The 17,685-nt window shown below is 74.7% G+C and carries 9 protein-coding genes; 6 read left to right on the top strand and 3 right to left on the bottom strand.

The window, feature by feature from the left end:
* Window positions 1-43: 43 nt before the first annotated feature.
* Window positions 44-7,921, bottom strand: a complete 7,878-nt coding sequence (locus tag GA0070623_RS06225) for a type I polyketide synthase (protein WP_089003932.1) — start codon at window positions 7,919-7,921, stop codon at window positions 44-46.
* 834 nt (window positions 7,922-8,755) lie between these two features.
* Here GA0070623_RS06225 and GA0070623_RS06220 point away from each other — a divergent pair.
* Window positions 8,756-9,685, top strand: a complete 930-nt coding sequence (locus GA0070623_RS06220; RefSeq protein WP_067314076.1) for a sulfite exporter TauE/SafE family protein — start codon at window positions 8,756-8,758, stop codon at window positions 9,683-9,685.
* 276 nt (window positions 9,686-9,961) lie between these two features.
* On the top strand, window positions 9,962-10,801 hold the full coding sequence (locus tag GA0070623_RS06215; protein ID WP_067314074.1) for a fumarylacetoacetate hydrolase family protein: 840 nt from the start codon (window positions 9,962-9,964) through the stop codon (window positions 10,799-10,801).
* Window positions 10,802-10,883: 82 nt separating this feature from the next.
* Here GA0070623_RS06215 and GA0070623_RS06210 read toward each other — a convergent pair whose 3' ends face one another.
* Entirely contained in the window at window positions 10,884-11,621 is a 738-nt protein-coding gene (locus GA0070623_RS06210; protein WP_067314072.1) for an SDR family NAD(P)-dependent oxidoreductase, read from the bottom strand.
* Window positions 11,622-11,825: 204 nt separating this feature from the next.
* Between GA0070623_RS06210 and GA0070623_RS06205 the strand changes: the two genes are divergently transcribed.
* The 4 genes from GA0070623_RS06205 to GA0070623_RS06190 are packed head-to-tail and all read left to right on the top strand — an operon-like array spanning window position 11,826 to window position 16,104.
* The gene (locus tag GA0070623_RS06205) at window positions 11,826-12,506 is read left to right on the top strand and encodes a (Fe-S)-binding protein (RefSeq protein ID WP_067314070.1); all 681 of its coding nucleotides are present in this window, start codon (window positions 11,826-11,828) and stop codon (window positions 12,504-12,506) included.
* Entirely contained in the window at window positions 12,503-13,957 is a 1,455-nt protein-coding gene (locus GA0070623_RS06200) for a lactate utilization protein B (RefSeq protein ID WP_067314068.1), read from the top strand. Before GA0070623_RS06205 ends, GA0070623_RS06200 begins: the two co-directional genes overlap by 4 nt.
* On the top strand, window positions 13,947-14,468 hold the full coding sequence (locus tag GA0070623_RS06195; protein ID WP_067314066.1) for a LutC/YkgG family protein: 522 nt from the start codon (window positions 13,947-13,949) through the stop codon (window positions 14,466-14,468). Before GA0070623_RS06200 ends, GA0070623_RS06195 begins: the two co-directional genes overlap by 11 nt.
* A gap of 52 nt (window positions 14,469-14,520) precedes the next feature.
* The gene (locus GA0070623_RS06190) at window positions 14,521-16,104 is read left to right on the top strand and encodes a DUF4139 domain-containing protein (protein WP_089003931.1); all 1,584 of its coding nucleotides are present in this window, start codon (window positions 14,521-14,523) and stop codon (window positions 16,102-16,104) included.
* A gap of 7 nt (window positions 16,105-16,111) precedes the next feature.
* On the opposite strand, the gene GA0070623_RS06185 is transcribed toward GA0070623_RS06190, so the two are convergent.
* The gene (locus GA0070623_RS06185) at window positions 16,112-17,644 is read right to left on the bottom strand and encodes a polysaccharide deacetylase family protein (protein ID WP_067312969.1); all 1,533 of its coding nucleotides are present in this window, start codon (window positions 17,642-17,644) and stop codon (window positions 16,112-16,114) included.
* Window positions 17,645-17,685: the final 41 nt, after the last annotated feature.

The following is a 17,685-nucleotide window of genomic DNA, read 5'->3' as shown; positions in this document are numbered from 1 at the left end:
CGACGGACGGGGCGGGTGGGAGCGGGACGGCACATCGACGCGCTCACCAGCCCGAGGCGGTGTAGACGACCGAGGTGACCGAGGCGTCGGCCCAGGCCAGCTCGCGCAGCAGGGCCAGCGCGCCCTCCTCCGGGTCGATCAGGCCGATGCCGCGCCGGGCGTACTCCCGGCTCAACTCGGCGGTGACCATGCCGCCGTGGCCGACACCCGGAGCCCACGGCCCCCAGTGCACGGTCACGCAGCGCACCCCGGTCCGGGCCGCGTAGCGGGTGCCGATGGCGTCCAGGGCGTCGTTGGCCGCCGCGTAGTCGGCCTGGCCCCGGTTGCCGTAGGCGGCGGCGATGCTGCCGAAGAAGACCAGGAAGCGCGGCGTGGTGGGCAGCGCGTCGAGACCGGCCAGCAGCCCCCGCGCGCCGTCGACCTTAGTGTCGAAGACCCGGGTGAACGAGGCCGGGTCCTTCTCGGCGATCAGCTTGTCCTCGATGATGCCGGCCGCGTAGACCACCCCGTCGAGGCGGCCGTACTCGGCGTGGATGTCGGCCAGCAACCGCCGGGTCGCCTCCGCGTCCCGGACGTCCAGGGTGTGGTAGCGGACCTCGCCGCCCAGCTCGGTCAGCTCCGCGATGGTCGCGGTCACCTCCCGGGCCGCCAGGATGCGCTGCGCGGTCCGGGAGATCTCGGCCGGCGAGGACGCGCCGCGGCGGGCCAGCACACCGACCAGCGCGGCGCGGTCACCGGCGGCCGCCAGCTCCGGGTCCTCCGGGGCGGTCGGCAACGGGGTACGGCCGACCAGCTCGATGCGGCATCCGGTGGCCGAGGCGAGCGCCCGGGCGAACCACGGGGTGATGCCCCGCGCCCCGCCGACGAGCACCACCACGGAGTCGCGTTCCAGGCCGATCGCGGCCGCCTCGGACACCCCGTCGCCGGCCGGGCCGGCACCTCCGGCGGCCAGCGCGCCCAGCTCGACCGGGATCAGGTCGGCGACGTACCGGTCGGTGCCGCGCCGGGTGACCACCGGGGCGTCGGAGGCGGTGAGCAGTTCGTCGAGGAGCTGCCGGGCGAGCACCTCGGGCGTCGCCGTCGGGTCCACCGCCACGAAGCGCGCGGTCAGCTCCGGGTACTCGCGGGCGATGGTGCGGAACAGGCCGGGCATGCCGTCGGCCGCCCCGGTGACGTCCCGCGCCCCGGCGGCGAACAGCCAGCGCGGCCCGGTGGCCAGCGCCCGCTGCAACAGCGGGAACACGTCGGGCAGCAGCGGCTCGTCGAGGTTGGTCAGCCCGTCGAGCACCAGCACCCCGTCGAAGCCCTGGTCGGCCTGCTCGCTGTCGAGCACGCCGAGCTGGCCGCCGGCGCCGTGCGCGCCGAGCAGCTCGGCCAGGTACGCCCCGACCGGGCCACCTCCGGTGATCAGGAAACGCATGCCGGCGAGCGCGGTCGGCGGGGTGCTCTGCCCGGCGTCGACGCTCTCCTGGGCGACCAGCCGCTTCGGTGCGATCCCCACCCCGACCCCGGCGAACGCCGGGGCCGGAGCGGGGGCCGGGGCGGGGGTGGTGGGGACGGCGGCCGGCGCGGCGACGGCCGCCGTCGTGGTGAGGGTGGCGGTGACCGTGCCGCTCATCTTCTGGTCGAGCCAGGTGACCATGGCGCGGACGGTGCGGGCCTTGACGAGGTCTTCGAGTTCGCTCTCGTCGCCTTCGACGCTGAGGGAGAGGCGTTGGGCGACCTCGCCGGCGACCTCGGCGCGTTTGATGGAGTCGATGGAGAGGTCGGCTTCGAGGTCGAGGTCGAGTTCGATGAGGTCGACCGGGTAGCCGGTGCGCTCGCTGAGCACGGTGAGGATCGACTGCTGGAACTCCGCCAGGCTGGTGCCGGCGGGCGCGGTCGCCACCGCGGAGACGGCTGCGGCCGGCGCTGCGGCGGGGGCGGCGGGCGCTGCGGCGGGCGCGGCCGGGAGCGCCGTGGCGGCCGTGGCGGCCGACACGTGGACGCTGCCGCTCATCTTCTGGTCGAGCCAGGTGACCATGGCGCGGACGGTGCGGGCCTTGACGAGGTCTTCGAGTTCGCTCTCGTCGCCTTCGACGCTGAGGGAGAGGCGTTGGGCGACCTCGCCGGCGACCTCGGCGCGTTTGATGGAGTCGATGGAGAGGTCGGCTTCGAGGTCGAGGTCGGGCTCGATGAGGTCGACCGGGTAGCCGGTGCGCTCGCTGAGCACCGCGAGGATCGCCTGCTGGAAGTCGGCGGCGGTCACGTCGACCTGGTCGCCGGAGGGGAGCGCGGCGGTGAGGGTGGCGGTCGCGGTGACCGTGCCGCTCATCTTCTGGTCGAGCCAGGTGACCATGGCGCGGACGGTGCGGGCCTTGACGAGGTCTTCGAGTTCGCTCTCGTCGCCTTCGACGCTGAGGGAGAGGCGTTGGGCGACCTCGCCGGCGACCTCGGCGCGTTTGATGGAGTCGATGGAGAGGTCGGCTTCGAGGTCGAGGTCGAGTTCGATGAGGTCGACCGGGTAGCCGGTGCGCTCGCTGAGCACCGCGAGGATCGCCTGCTGGAAGTCGGCGAGCCCCGGCCCGGCCGGAGCGGGCGCGGCCACCGGGGAGGCGACGGCGATCGGGGCGGGGGCCGCGACGACGGTGGCGACCGCGGAGGAGACCGGCCGGGCCTCCGGGGCGACCGGCGTCGGCCGGGTGACCGGCGGCGCCGGTGCGGTGGCCACCGCCGTGCCGCCGTTCGTCGCCGCCATGGTGGGCATCGACGTCGGGGCCGGCGGCGGGGCGACGGCGGGCCGCGCGGGCGGGGCGACGGCGGGCCGCGGTGCGGGCGCGGCGACCGGGGTGGGGGTCGGCGCCGGACCGGTGGGCAGGGCCGCGTAGCCCTCGACCCGGTGGGACTCGGTCGGCTGCGGGGGCGGCGGGTTCCCGGGGCCGCCCGGGTCGCCGAGGAAGGCGAGCATCACGTCCCGCTGGGTGGCGATCATCTCCCGGGTCGTGCGCAGGTACTCGCTGAGCAGCTCGCTCCGGATGTCCCGGACGGCCGCCGGCTCGCTGACGGTGACGGTCCGGACCTCCCGGACGGTCACCGTTTCGGGGACGCTGGCGGTGCCGGTGGCGGTGCCGGGGGTGGTGGCGGTGCCGTTGGCGGGGGTCATCGACAACTCCTTGATCCGTCGGGGTGGGGTCATGCCACCGGGAAGACAGTTGCCGTGCTGGTCCCGGACGAGTTGGCCGTCGACCGTCCAGAGCGGACGACGGGTCGGTGCGGTGGTGCCGGCGTCGTCCGTCGTGCGGCCGTGGAACAGCCAGTCGGGGCGGACCGGGACGCCGGCGCAGGCGAGTTCAGCGACCGAGATCAGGAAGCCGCGCAGCCCGTCGGCGGGGCCGCGTTCGCAGGTGACCGTCTGGTGCGGCCGGTCACCGAGGACCGCCTGCACCAGTCGGCTCAACACCTGACCGGGGCCGACCTCGACGAAGAGGCGGGCACCGGCGGCGTACATCGCCTCGACCTGCTCGACGAAGCGCACCGGTGCGCCGATCTGCTCGGCGAGGTGGTGGCGCACCTGGTCGGCGTCACCGGAGTACGGCGCGGCGGTCAGGTTCGACCAGACCGGGATGCGCGGTTCGGCGATCGAGCGGGCGGCGAGCACCTCGGCGAAGGTCTCCACCGCGCCGGCCACCACCGGGCTGTGGAAGGCGCAGGCCACCGGGATGGCCCGGGCGGACAGGCCGGCCTCCTTGAGCGCGACCACCGCCGCCCGCACCTTGCCGGTCGGGCCGGAGACCACCACCTGCTGCGGCGCGTTGCGGTTGGCCAGCACCACCTCGCTGGTCAGGCCGGCGGCGGCGAGCACCTGGGCGACCTGTTCGGCGGTGGCGTTGACCGCCGCCATGGTGCCCGGGTCCTCGCCGCAGGCGCCGAGGATGGCCGCCGCCCGTTCCCGGCTCAGGTCGAGCAGGGTGGCCGCGTCGAACGCCCCGGCCACGCAGAGACCGACGAGTTCGCCGTAGCTGTGGCCGGCGGTCATGTCGGGGCGGACCCCGAGCCGGCGCAGCAGGTGGTCCATGGCGAGGCCGCCGATGCCGAGCACCGGCTGGGCGATCCGGGTGTCGCGTACCCGGTCCTCCTGGGCGCGTCGGGAGTCCTGGTCGAAGGCGGTCGGCGGGAAGAGCAGCTCCGCCGCCGACCGGTCGAGTTCGAGGTAGTGCCGCAGCTCGGGGAAGGCGACGAAGAGCTCGCCCAGGGCACCGGGACGCTGGCTGCCCTGCCCGGGGAAGAGGAAGGCCACCTGACCGGGGCCGACCGGCTCCCCCTCGGCCGGCTGGACCAGCCCGCGCGCCGGGTCGTGTTCGCCGGCCAGGGCCCGGCGCAGCAGGATCTCCAGTTCGGCCAGGTCCCGGGCGACCACCGCGACCTGGGTCGGGCCGGGCCGGCTGGCGGCCTTGGCGGCGACCGACGCGGCGAGCGCGGCGAGCCGCCCCGGCCGGTCCCGACCCGGGTCGCCGGCCAGGCTCTCCAGCAGCTGCCGGATCGGCTGGTGGGCGGCGGCCCGGTCGGTGCCCCGGAAGCAGAACAGCTCCGCCGGCCAGATCCGTTGCGCGTGCCGGGGTTCCGGCGCGTTCGGGTAGGCGCTGAGCACGACGTGGAAGTTGGTGCCGCCGAAGCCGAAGGCGCTGACCCCGGCGATCCGCTCACCGGCCGGCGCCGGCCAGGGGCGGGCCTCGGTGAAGAACGCGAACGGGCTCTGCTGCGGGTGCCAGGCCGGGTTGGGCCGCTCCAGGTGGATGGTGGGCGGCCGGACGCCGTGGTAAAGGGCGAGCGTCGCCTTGATCAGCCCGGCCAGCCCGGCGGCGCACTTGGTGTGCCCGATCTGGGACTTCACCGAGCCCAGTGCGCAGCCGCCCGGTTCGGCGCCGGCCTCGACGAACATCCGGGTCAGCGTCTCCAGTTCGGTGCGGTCACCGACGACGGTGCCGGTGCCGTGCGCCTCCACCAGGCCCACCTCACGCGGCGAGATGCCGCTGCGGTGGTAGGCCCGGTCCAGCGCCCGCCGCTGGCCGTCGGGGCGCGGCGCGGTCAGGCCGAGGGCCCGCCCGTCGCTGGCCCCGCCGAGCCCCTTGATCACGCCGTAGATCCGGTCGCCGTCGCGTTCGGCGTCGGCCAACCGCTTGAGGACGACGCACGCGACGCCCTCGCCGAGGGCGATCCCGTCACCGGTGCTGTCGAAGGGGCGGGACCGGCCGGTGGGGGAGAGCGCGTGCGCCGAGGTGAACATCAGGTAGTCGTTGACCCCGTTGTGCAGGTCGGCACCGCCGCAGATCATCAGGTCGCTGTCGCCGCTGACCAGTTCCTTGCAGGCGGCGTCCATCGCGGCCAGGGACGAGGCGCAGGCCGCGTCGATGGTGTAGTTGGGTCCGCCCAGGTCGAGCCGGTTGGCGACCCGGCCGGCGATCACGTTGGCCAGCACGCCGGGGAAGCTGTCCTCGGTGACCGTGGGCAGCAGCTCCTGCATCTGGTCGGGCACTTCGCCGAGGTAGGCCGGCAGCATGGTGCGCAGGGTCTGGGCGTGCCCCATGTCGCTGCCCGCCTCCGCGCCGAACACCACCCCGGTGCGGGCGTGGTCGGCACCCGGGGCGTCGTAGGCGTAGCCGGCGTCGACCAACGCCCGGTGGGAGACCTCCAGGGCGAGCAGCTGGGTGGGGTCGATGCTGCTCAGCGCGGCCGGCGGGATGCCGTAGCCGATGGCGTCGAAGGGCACCGGCTCGATGAACCCGCCCCACTTGGAGACGCTGATCCGGCCGGTCTGCCCCGGCCCGACCTCGGGGGCGTAGTAGTGGTCGGTGTCCCAGCGGTCGGCGGGGACCTCGGTGACGGTGTCCGTGCCGCTGAGCACGGTACGCCAGAAGCTGTCCAGGTCAGGAGAGCCGGGCAGCATGCAGGCCATCCCGACGATGGCGATGTCCAGTGGCGCGACCGGTTGTTCGACCTCGCCGGCCGACGGCGCGAGCCGCTCCCGCAGCGCGTCGAGCCGGCCGGCGTGGAACCCCCGTACCTCGGTGGTGACCGTGTCGTGCAGCTCGGCGACGGTGGTGGCGGCGTTGCGCAGCACGGCGACCTGGCCGGCCATGAACAGCCCCTCGCTGGCCTGGACGCTCTCGTCCACGGCCTCGACGACGTCGCCGGAGCGGCGCAGCCCCTTGCTGGCGATCCGGAGCCGGCCGACGTTGAGCAGTTCCAGCTGCTCCCACACCTCGCGGTTCTCCGCCCCGGCGTTCTCCAGCTGGGTGCGCAGCCGGTGGAAGTCGTCGACGAAGGGGGTGTGCAGGCAGCGGGTGGCGTGGCCGGGGGCGGTCTCCAGCAGCGCGGTGTGCTCGGCGGTGAGCGCCTCACGCTGGAAAAGCGGCTGGACCGCGCCGTGGGCCACCGCCTCGGCGGTGAACAGGTAGGCGGTGCCCATCAGCACGCCGATCCGGGCGCCCCGACGGGCCAGTGGCGCGGCCATCGTGGCGACCATCGCCGCCGACCGGGCGTCGTGCACCCCGCCGGCGAAGAAGACCTGGAGCTGCGCTCCGGCGGCGGGATCGGTGTCCAGGTACTCGTCGAGCACCGCCAGTTGGGCCTCCCACAGCGGGAAGCTCGCCCGGGGGCCGACGTGTCCGCCGCACTCGGCGCCCTCGAAGATGAACTTGCGGGCACCGGAGCGGAGGAACTGCCGCAGCAGGCCGGGGGAGGGCACGTGCAGGAACGTGCTGATCCCCTGCTCCTCCAGGGCACGGGCCTGCGGTGGCCGGCCTCCGGCGATGATGGCGCAGGCGGGGCGGATCTCCCGGATGACGTCCAGCTGCGCGGCGCGCAGCTCCTCCGGGGCGAAGCCGAGCACCCCGACCCCCCAGGGGCGGTCACCGAGCCGGGCGGCGGTCTCGGTCATGATCCGGCGGCACTGGTCGGCCGAGTTGAGCGCGAGCGCGATGAACGGCAGCGCGCCGCCGTCGGCGACGGCGGCGGCGAAGGACGCCTCGTCGCTGACCCGGGTCATCGGACCCTGGGCCACCGGCACCCGTACCCCGAGGGCCGCCGCGAGGGGGGCGCCGGGCTGGAGCAGTTCGGCGGCGTCCGGGTCGTCGACGACGTCGAGCATCGCCGCGCGCATGCCCCGGACGGCGGTGGCGGTGTCCGGCCAGCGGTCGGCGAAGGCGGCCGCCAGCCAGCCGTCCTGGCCGACGGGCAGCAGCTCGACGTCGGCCTGGTGCGGGCCGCCGCGGCGGATGCCCCGCGTCCCGTCGCGCAGGAGGGTCTCCGAGCCGTCCATCCGCCGGATCACGGCCTGGACGTCCGCCGGCAGCTCCGACTCGGGCATCAGGGCGAGCTGGGTGTCCAGGACGACGCCGGCCGCGCCGCCGACCAGGCAGGCGCCGGCGGTGCGCGGGCCGATTCCGCCGGCCACCCAGACCGGCAGGTCGAGGGTGTCGTCGGCGACGAGCTGCTGGAGCAGGACGAACGAGCTGAGTTCACCGACCCGGCCGCCGGCCTCCATGCCGCGGGCGATCAGCCCGTGTGCCCCGGCTGCCGCCGCGGCCCGCGCCTCGTCCCGGCTGGTCACCTCGACCAGCACCCGGTGGTGTGCGGTGATCTCGGCCAGTGGCCAGGGGCTGGTCGGTTCGACCACGACCAGCTCCAGGGCACCGGCCGCTGCGCGCTGTACCTCGGCGAGGGTGGCCCGGCAGCCCGCCGGCACCCGGACGCCGACCGGGGTGGGGGACCACTGTGCGGCTCGGGTGAGCGCCCGCAACGCCCAGTCGTCGCCGGTGGCCAGGTCGATGACGCCGACCCCGCCGCCGGTGGCGGCGGCTGCGGCGATCCGTGGGCCGGGTTCCAGGATGCCGACGGGATTGACGACAAGGATCAGGTCACGCGTGTACGGTGCGCTACTCATCGGGCTCCCACTTCGGTCGCGAAGGATCGCGTGGTGACGGGGGGGATCTGCCGGTGGGGCACCGGCGATGCGGTGGTGATTTGCGGCAATCAATGTCGCACTGAGTCACAATCTAGCGTCGCCCAGTTACGTCCCGGTTAAATCCAACGATCTTCGCGATGAGGCTGAAGATTTCCTACCAAGGCTAGCGGATATGTCGCCGGGGCTACCAGGCGAAATGATCGTCGATGCGTCCACGGTGTCACCGAATCGTGCCACCGTGGGTTGTCCGGCCATTTGCAGCTTTATTTCCAAACTGTTTTCTGTTCACCGGAGAGCCCCTGTTAGCAGAGATCAACTTGTGTCCTGTCCCACTATGTGGAACAGGTCTTGCCATAGATTGCGGTGAACATCAAAGATCCCTATCGGCATTCATGTCGGCATTCCCTATCGATTAGATGTGGCATTCGTGAGGCGAGGTGGATTGACTTCGATCATCAAGTTGCCTGGTAGGTCGGGGGGTAGCTGCCCGCTCCGTCGTCGCCTCACCCGTCGTCACTGACCCTGACGGCGGTCGCCGACGGGGTGAACCACCCCGGAGTGCTTCGCTGAGCCACGTGCTGGGCCGGTCGGACGCCCGCTGTCGCCGGCGGTCGACGCCCGCACTTAACGAACGTTTCATGCACTGTCTGTCGCGCTGTCGAACGAGTCGGCCCGAGCGATCTGCGTGCTGATTTCTCCGGCAGTTCCCACTCCTGCACCGCCCCCGACCAGCCAGGATGCCCGTCACCGCCAGGGTGGCGCGACCCGGCGGGGGGCCACCTTACCCATTCCCCTCCCGGATCGGCGGTTATTGTGCGTAGCCTGCTTCTTCTCGCCCTCGTCGGCCTCGGTGCACAACTGGTCGACGGCAGTCTCGGTATGGCGTACGGTGTGACATCCACAACACTTTTGTTGGCTCTCAATACCGGGGCCGCGAGCGCTTCGGCAACGGTTCACCTGGCCGAGATCGGCACCACCCTGGTGTCGGGGGCCGCGCACTGGCGGTTCGGCAACGTCGACTGGACGGTGGTCCGCCGGGTCGGTGTGCCGGGGGCCGTCGGCGCGTTCGCCGGGGCGACCTTCCTGTCCCGCCTCTCCACCGAGACCGCAGCCCCGATCATGTCGCTGATCCTGCTCACCCTCGGGCTGTACGTGCTGATCCGGTTCACCGTCGCCGGGCTGCCCCGCGAGCGTGTCGGGCTGCCCCTGCGCAAGCGCTTCCTCGGCCCGCTGGGCCTGGTCGCGGGTTTCGTCGACGCCACCGGCGGTGGCGGGTGGGGGCCGGTCGGCACCCCCGCGATCCTGGCCAGCGGCCGGTTGGAGCCCCGCCGGGTGATCGGTTCCATCGACACCAGCGAGTTCCTGGTGGCGGTCGCGGCCAGCCTGGGATTCCTGGTCGGCATCGGCTCGGCGAACATCAACTTCGGGTGGGTGGGCGCGTTGCTGCTCGGCGGCATGATCGCCGCACCGATCGCCGCCTGGCTGGTGCGGCTGCTCCCGCCCCGGGTGCTCGGCTCCGCCGTCGGCGGGGTCATCGTCCTGACCAACGTCCGGACCCTGCTGCGCAGCGACTGGATCGCCGCCCCGGACGCCGTCCGCTATGCCTGCTACCTGGTCCTCGCGGTGCTCTGGGCGGCGGCGGTGACCTGGTCGGTGCGCCAGCACCTGGCCGACCGGCAGGCCGCGCCGGTCGCCGTCGGACCGGAGACCGGCACCGGGAGACCCGCCACCACGTCGAGCTGACCGGGCTGCCGGCGGCTCCCCGACCCCCGGGACGCCGACCCCGGGCAGGTCGAGGAGCCGCCGCCGCCCGGATGCCCTGCGCGCCGCTGCCCGGGTCGCGGGTGAAGGTGTCGGGATTCCGCCGCGCCGGGGCGGCGCCGGACCGCCGCCCCCGGCGGGGGATGACGGTGCCGGTCCCGGTGGCGGGGCGCCCACCAGCACGGGCCGGACCCGCCCCGGGTGCACTACGATCCTCCCCGGCGTCAACGGGGTGCCGGATCGTGGAGAGGCCGACGGATGAAGCTGATGCGGGTGGGTCCGGCCGGCGCGGAGCGGCCGGTACTGCACGCGGAGGGCAGACACTACGACCTGTCCGCGGTCACCCCGGACATCGACGGCGACTTCTTCGCCTCCGGCGGGCCGGACCGGGTCCGGGCCGCCCGGGACCTGCCGGAGCTGGACGTCACCGGCCTGCGGATCGGCCCGCCGGTGGCCCGGCCCGGCGTGGTGCTCTGCGTGGGGCAGAACTACGCCGCGCACGCCGCCGAGTCCGGGGTCGCCCCACCCGAGACCCCGATCGTCTTCTACAAGGCCCCCAACACCGTCGTCGGCCCGTACGACGAGGTGCTGGTGCCGCGCGGCGCGACCGCCACCGACTGGGAGGTCGAGCTGGCCGTGGTCATCGGCCGCCGGGCCCGCTACCTGGAGTCGCCGGCACACAGCGCGGCCCACGTCGCCGGCTACCTGACCGCCAACGACGTGTCCGAGCGGGACTTCCAGCTCCGCGACTCCGGCGGTCAGTGGTCCAAGGGGAAGTCCTGCGAGACCTTCCAGCCGCTCGGCCCGTGGCTGGTCACCCCGGACGAGATCGCCGACGTGCAGGACCTCGGGCTGCGCTCCTGGGTCAACGGCGAGCCCCGGCAGGACTCCCGCACCGGGGACATGGTCTTCGACGTGGCGTACCTGATCTGGCACCTGTCCCAGTACATGGTTCTCGACCCCGGCGACGTGATCAACACCGGTACGCCGCAGGGGGTCGCGCTCTCCGGCCGGTTCCCCTACCTGCGGCCCGGTGACGTGGTGGAGGTCGAGGTGGACGGTCTGGGCCGGCAGCGGGTCACCATGGCGGCGGCCTGACCGACGGCGGGAGAGCCGCCGTCGCGGCCGGGCCGACGGGTCGCTCGGGCCACCGTCCGGACGGCACTGCGGTCGGGGCGGTTCAGCGGACCAGCCGAAGGCCGGACATGCCGCCGTCGACGGCCAGCGCGGTGCCGGTGGTGGCCCCGGACGACGGGGAGGCCAGGAACGCCACCGCCTGGGCGACCTCGTCGGCGGTGACCAGTCGGCCGGTCGGCTGGCGGGCGGCGAGCCGGCGCTTCTCGGCGGCCGGGTCCTCGGCACCGGCGAGCAGCCGGGTGACCCACGGGGTGTCCACCGTGCCCGGCGCCACCGTGCACACCCGGATGCCGTCGGCCACCAGATCCGCCGCCATGGCCAGGCTGAGCGCGTGCACCGCGCCCTTGGTGGCGGAGTAGACCGCCCGGTCGACCAGCCCCGCCGTCGCCGCGATCGAGGTGATGCTGACGATGGCCGCGCTGGTCGAGCGGCGCAGGTGGGGCAGGGCGGCCCGGCAGGCCCGCGCCACCCCGACGACGTTGACGTCCAGGCAGCGGTGCCACTCGGCGTCGTCGGCGGACTGCACCGTCCCGACCGCGCTGACCGCCGCGCAGTTCACCAGCACGTCGAGGCCGCCCAGGGTGGCGGCGACCCGGTCCATGGTCTCCTCCAGCGGGCCGGTGACGTCGGCGGTCAGCCGCAGGTGCGGCCCGCCGGCACCCGGGTCGCGGTCGAGCACGGCGACCCGCGCCCCGCGCCCGGCCAACAGGTCGGCGACCGCCGCGCCGATGCCCGAGCCACCACCGGTGACCGCGGCCACCAGACCGTGGAAATCCGTCATCTCGACACCTCGTACCCGCGGGCGGCGGGGGGGCGGGGGGCGTCGCACCCGCGTCGAGCGCCCACCGGTGCCGGTCCGCCGCACCGGTCGGTGGGCCGGCGAACCGCCCGGCCGGCCGGACCGCGGAACGTCGTTCCTCGCACCGAACTCCATAGATCATATACGATTCGTCAATCACGGCCCGACGGCCGACGAGGAGGCCCGGTGCGTATCGCGTTGTTCGTCACCTGCCTCAACGACGCGTTCTTCCCGCGGGTCGGCATCGCCACCGTGACGGTGCTGGAGCGGCTGGGCCACACCGTGACCTTCCCCGCCGGGCAGAGCTGCTGCGGCCAGTTGCACGCCAACACCGGCTACCCGGCCCCGGCCCGTGCCCTGGAGCGCGGCACCGAGGCGGCGTTCGCCGGCCACGACGTCGTGGTCTCCCCGTCCGGCTCCTGCGTGGCCCACCTGCGGGCGCACACCCGGCTGCCGGTGTACGAGCTGTCCGAGCTGCTGGTGGACGTGCTCGCGGTGACCGACGTGGGGGCCCGCTTCCCGTACCGGGTCACCTACCATCCGACCTGCCACGGGCTGCGGATGCTGCGGCTGGGTGACCGGCCGCTGCGGCTGCTCGGCGCGGTACGCGACCTGGAGCTGCGGGAGCTGCCCGAGCCGGAGCAGTGCTGCGGCTTCGGTGGCACCTTCGCCCTGAAGAACGCCGCGGTCTCCGGTGCCATGCTCGCCGACAAGTGCGCCCACGCGACGAGCACCGGAGCCGACTACCTGGCCGCCGCCGACAGCTCCTGCCTGGCCCACATCGGTGGTGGCCTGGCCCGCCGGCCCGCCGCGCCGCGCCCGGTCCACTACGCCGAGATCCTCGCCGCCACCGGGCCGACCGGATGACGTCCGGTGAGCACCCGGCGGTGGGCCGGCAGTTGCCCATCGTGGCGGTCACCCCCTTCCCCCGGGCGGCGGCCGGCGCGCTGGGCGACAGCCGGCTCCGGACGAACCTGGGCCGCGCCACCCGCACCATCCGGGAGAAACGGGCCGCGGTGGTGGCCGAGGTGCCCGACTGGGAACTGCTGCGCGAGCGGGCGGCCCGGGTGAAGGACGACGTGCTCGACCGGTTGCCCGAGCTGGTGGCCCGGTTCGCGCGGGCGGCCACCGCCGCCGGGGCGACCGTGCACCACGCGGTGGACGCCGCCGCCGCCAACGCGGTGGTCACCGAGCTGGTCCGGGCGCAGGGCGTCGACCGGGTGGTGAAGGTCAAGTCGATGGCGACCCAGGAGATCGGCCTCAACGAGGCGCTCGCGGCGGCCGGGGTGACGGCCGTGGAGACCGACCTGGCCGAGCTGATCGTGCAGCTGGCCGACGACACCCCGTCGCACATCCTGGTGCCGGCGATCCACTACAACCGGGGGCAGATCCGCGAACTGTTCGCCCGGCGGATGCCCGGCTTCACCGCCGACTCGGACGACCCCGCGGTGCTGGCCGGCGCCGCCCGGGAGTATCTGCGGCGTACCTTCCTGGCGGCCCGGGTGGCGATCTGCGGGGCCAACTTCGCGGTGGCCGAGACCGGCTCCCTGGTGGTCGTCGAGTCCGAGGGCAACGGCCGGATGTGCCTGACCCTGCCGGACACCCTGATCGCCGTGGTCGGGGTCGAGAAGCTGCTGCCCCGCTTCGCGGACCTCGGCGACTTCCTGCGACTGCTGCCGCGTTCGTCGACCGGTGAGCGGATGAACCCGTACACCTCGATCGTGACCGGGGTGACCCCCGGCGACGGGCCGCGCCGGCTGCACGTCGTGCTGCTGGACAACGGCCGCCACCGGGTGGCGGCGGACCCGGTGGGCCGGGCGGCGCTGCGCTGCATCCGCTGCTCTGCCTGCCTGAACGTGTGTCCGGTCTACGAGCGGGTGGGCGGCCACGCCTACGGTTCGGTCTATCCCGGCCCGATCGGGGCGATCCTGTCGCCCCAGCTCACCGGGCAGGACGCCGGCCACAACGCCACCCTGCCGTACGCCTCGACGCTCTGCGGGGCCTGCTACGACGTCTGCCCCGTCAAGATCGACATACCGGCGATCCTGGTCCACCTGCGCCAGACGGGGCCGAAGCCGCCGGCCGAACGGGCGGCGATGGCGGTGCTGGCCTGGACGATGCGTGACCGCCGTCGGTGGCGGGCGGCGCTGCGGACGGCCCGGTCCGGCGGCCGGCCGCTGCGGGTGCTCACCCGGCCGCACGGCGGGCGGCTGCGCCGGGCACCCTGGCCGCTGGCGGCGTGGACGGCACACCGAGACGCCCCGCTGCCGGCCGACGAGTCCTTCCGTGACTGGTGGCGCCGGACCCATGACCCGTGAGCTGACCACCCTCTTCGCCGAGCGGGCCGGGGACTACCGCGCCGGCGTGCACCACTGCGCCCCGGCGGCGCTGGCCGACCTGCTCGCCACCCTGCTCGCCGGGGCGTCGGGCGTGGTACTGCCGGCCGGCGTCCCGCCGGAGTGGACCGCCCGGCTGGGTCGACCGACGCTGGCCGGCGACACCCTCACCGCAGCCGAACTCGACGCCCCCGGGCTGGCCGTGCTCACCGGCTGCGTGCTCGCCGTCGCCGAGACCGGCACCCTGGTGCTCGACGGGGGAGCGGCGCAGGGCCGGCGGCTGCTGACCCTGATCCCCGACCACCACGTCTGCGTGGTGCACGCCACGCAGATCGTCGCCGACCTGCCCGACCTGGTCCGGGCGCTGCCCGACCCCACCCGTCCCCTGACGTTGATCTCCGGCCCCTCCGCGACCAGCGACATCGAGCTGAGCCGGGTGGAGGGCGTGCACGGCCCCCGCCGCCTGGACGTCGTCTGCCTCCCGCCGGGGTGACCGGCCGGTACCCGGTCCGGCTGGTGAGCGTGGTCCGGCTACCCTCGCCGCCGTGGACGCTGTGGAGATCGAAGCACCCGTCGTCGCGGTCACCGTCTATCCGGACCGGGCCCGGGTCACCCGCCGGGCTGTCACCCGCCTGGCCGCCGGTGAGCACCGGATCCGGATCGCGCCCCTGCCGGTACGCCTGCGGCGGGACTCGTTGCGGGTCGCCGGCGGCGGCTCGGCCACCGTCCTCGGCGTGGAGGTGAGCACCTGGCGGCAGCCCCGCAGCACCGACGGTCAGGTCGACGCGCTGACCCGACGGGTCCGGGAGCTGGCCGACGAGCTGGCCGAGGTCGACGACGACACCGAGGTCGAGACGCAGCGGCGGCAGTTCCTCGCCCGACTGGCCGACCGGGCCGGCGGCACGTACGCCCGCACGCTGGCCACCGGGGACGCCGGCCCGACCGACGTGACCACCTTCGCCGACGCGGTGGCCGCCCAGCTCGCCGAGTCGCACCGCCGCCGACGCGGGCTGGCCCGGCGGCGCACCGGACTGGCCGAGGAGCTGGCGGCCGTCGAGCGGGAGCTGGCCGCTGCGGGCGGCAAGCGGGAACCGGACCGGCTGGCCGCCGAGGTGACGGTGGCGGTGGACGCCGACGACACCGAGCTGGACCTGGAGCTGAGCTACCTGGTCGACGGCGCACGTTGGCAGTCCTCCTACGACCTGCGCCTGGTCGGGGAGAGCATGACGGCCACCTGGTTCGGCCTGGTCACCCAGGACACCGGCGAGGACTGGCCGGAGTGCACGCTCCAGCTCTCCACCGCCCGCCCGGCGGCGGCGGCCGGCGTACCCGAGCTGTCGCCCTGGTATCTCGACCGGCTCCGGCCCGCGCCGGTGGCCCTGGCGGCGGCGAGCTTCGGCGCACCGCCACCACCCGCACCCGCGGCGGCCCCGGCCGGCGGCGGTGGCGCGGCCCGCTCGGCCGCGCCGCGCCCGGCGGTCCGGGAGAGCGTGGCAGAGGTCGCGCAGGGGGTCACCGCGGCGACCTACCGGCCCGCGCGCCCGGTGGCGGTGCCCGCCGACGGCAGCGCCTACCGGGCCGTCATCGCCGTGCTGGACCTGCCGGTCCGCCTCGACCACGTGACCGTGCCGCTGCGGGCGGCCGAGGCGCACCTGCGGGCGACGGTCCGCAACACCTCGGCGCACACCCTGCTCCCCGGCCCGGCGGCGGTGTTCCACGACGCCGACTTCGTCGCCGCCACCCGGCTGCCGACCTGGGCGCCCGGCGAGGAGACCGAGCTGGCGCTCGGGGTGGACGACCGGGTCCGGGTGGAACGCGAGCTGACCCGGCGCTCCGACACCCGGGCCACCCTCGGCTCCACCCGGCGACGGGACGTGGAGTACCGGATCAGCGTGGCGAACCACACCCCCCGACCGGCCACGGTGGAGGTCCTGGACCAGCTCCCGGTCTCCCGCGACGAAGCGGTGACCGTCCGCGAGGCCACCGTCGTCCCGCCACCGGACGAGCGCACCGACCTGGGCGAGCTGACCTGGCGGCTGCGCCTCGCCCCGGGGGAGCGCGGCGAGATCACCCTGGGTTTCCGGGTCGAACTCGGCAAGGGGGTCGAGCTGGCCGGCTGGCGGGACTGACCGCCGCTCACCCGGTGGTGGTCACGGCGAGGGCGGCGACGGACGGGTGGGGTCGCCCCTCGGCGTCGTCGACCGCCACGGCGAGCCCGCCGGTGGCTCCCGGCCCGGTGGGGGTGACCACCCGCAGGTCCGGGCCGCCGTCGACCCGGGCCGCCACCTCGCCGTCGCGCACGGTGACCGTGACCCGGTGGGTGGCCGCCGGGTCGAGCGCCGCCTCGGCGACCACCCGGCCGGCGCGCAGCAGCGCCACCCGGCCGTGGGTGACCCGTACCGAGACCGTGGCGTCGCCGTTCACCCCGACCAGCAGGGTGACCGTGCCGCCGTCGGCCCGCAGGCCGCGCAGCGTCGCGTCGACCGTGTAGCCGGTCCAGTCCGCGCTGGCGTAGGCGAGCAGGGTGCCGTAGGCGCGGCGCGGACTGTCGGCGGGGAACCGCCCGGCGGTCAGCGGGGACAGCTCGGTCATCGGCTCGCCGTGCTGGTCACGCCAGTCCCAGGGGCGGGCGAACGGGTCGGGCAGCACGGCGGGCACGGCCGTCCGCTCGACGACCGCGCTGACCAGTTCGGCGGCGGTGGTCCGGGCGTAGACCTCGGTCCGCTCGACCTGGCCGTCGGCCGCCGACCGGCGGCTGCTCGGCTGCGGGGCGAGCGACTTGTTGGTCAGCGCGGCGACGAACCGCGCGGCGATCAGGTCGCGGCTGAACGCGGCGGCCTCCGGGTCGGTCGTCGCGTCGCCGATCTCGGAGAACGGGTACGCGAACAACTGCGGGCGGGGCAGCTCGTGGGCGGTGAACGCGGCGAACATCGCGTCGAAGTCGGCGGTCAACCGCTGCCGGTAACCGGCCAGGCTCTCCTGCGCCCCGGTGGCCGGTTCCCACCGTCGGTGGGTCAGCGGGGAGCCGAGCCGCCCCGGCGCGGTCTGCACCCGGGTGTGCAGGTCGTGCGTGTGCGCCTGGAAGTCCCACCGGCCGGAGCGCCGCATCCGGTCGATCTCGGCCCAGCTCAGGTAGTACGGCCGGTGGGTGCCCACCTGCCCGGTGATCAGGTAGGAGGCGGCCACCATCCGGTGTCGTTTCAGGATCGGGTCGGCGTACGACCACAGGCCCCGGGTGCCGTCGTCGAAGGTGAGGTAGACCGAGCGGGCCGGCACCTCGCCGCCGCGCAGGTAGTCGACGTACTGGGCCGAGGAGATCGTCCGGTAGCCGGCGGTGCGCAGCGCGGTGAGCTGGGCGTCGAACGCCTCCGGGGTGACCACGTAGTGCTCCCGGCCGGTCGGCTCGGTCGCCGCCGGGTCGTCGCCGTGCGGCCGGATGTCGTGGTAGGCCACCACCACCGGCGCGGCCCGCGCCGGCAGCCGCCCGGCCGTCTCGGTGAAGCGGCGCAGGTCGGCGGGGTCGACCCGGGTGACCGGGGTGTCGTGCTGCCCGCTGACGTGGCGGCGCAGGTCGTCGAGGTACCAGGACACCCCGAAGGGCGCCGCCACCACCAGCAGGGTGACCAGCGACAGCAGCCCGTTGAGCGCGCGGGGCCAGAGCCGGCTCACCGGAGCACCTCGCCCCGGGTGAACACCACCGCGTAGAGCAG

This window comes from Micromonospora rifamycinica (assembly GCF_900090265.1).
GTDB classification, from domain to species: domain Bacteria; phylum Actinomycetota; class Actinomycetes; order Mycobacteriales; family Micromonosporaceae; genus Micromonospora; species Micromonospora rifamycinica.
The sequence above is the reverse complement of the archived record's forward strand: the minus strand, read 5'-3'. Positions and strand labels throughout refer to the sequence as shown.

Coding starts and splice junctions, on each gene's coding strand:
- GA0070623_RS06225 (WP_089003932.1), bottom strand. CDS start 7,921: ATGAGTAGCGCACCGTACACGCGTGACCTGATCCTTGTCGTCAATCCC.
- GA0070623_RS06215 (WP_067314074.1), top strand. CDS start 9,962: ATGAAGCTGATGCGGGTGGGTCCGGCCGGCGCGGAGCGGCCGGTACTG.
- GA0070623_RS06210 (WP_067314072.1), bottom strand. CDS start 11,621: ATGACGGATTTCCACGGTCTGGTGGCCGCGGTCACCGGTGGTGGCTCG.
- GA0070623_RS06200 (WP_067314068.1), top strand. CDS start 12,503: ATGACGTCCGGTGAGCACCCGGCGGTGGGCCGGCAGTTGCCCATCGTG.
- GA0070623_RS06195 (WP_067314066.1), top strand. CDS start 13,947: ATGACCCGTGAGCTGACCACCCTCTTCGCCGAGCGGGCCGGGGACTAC.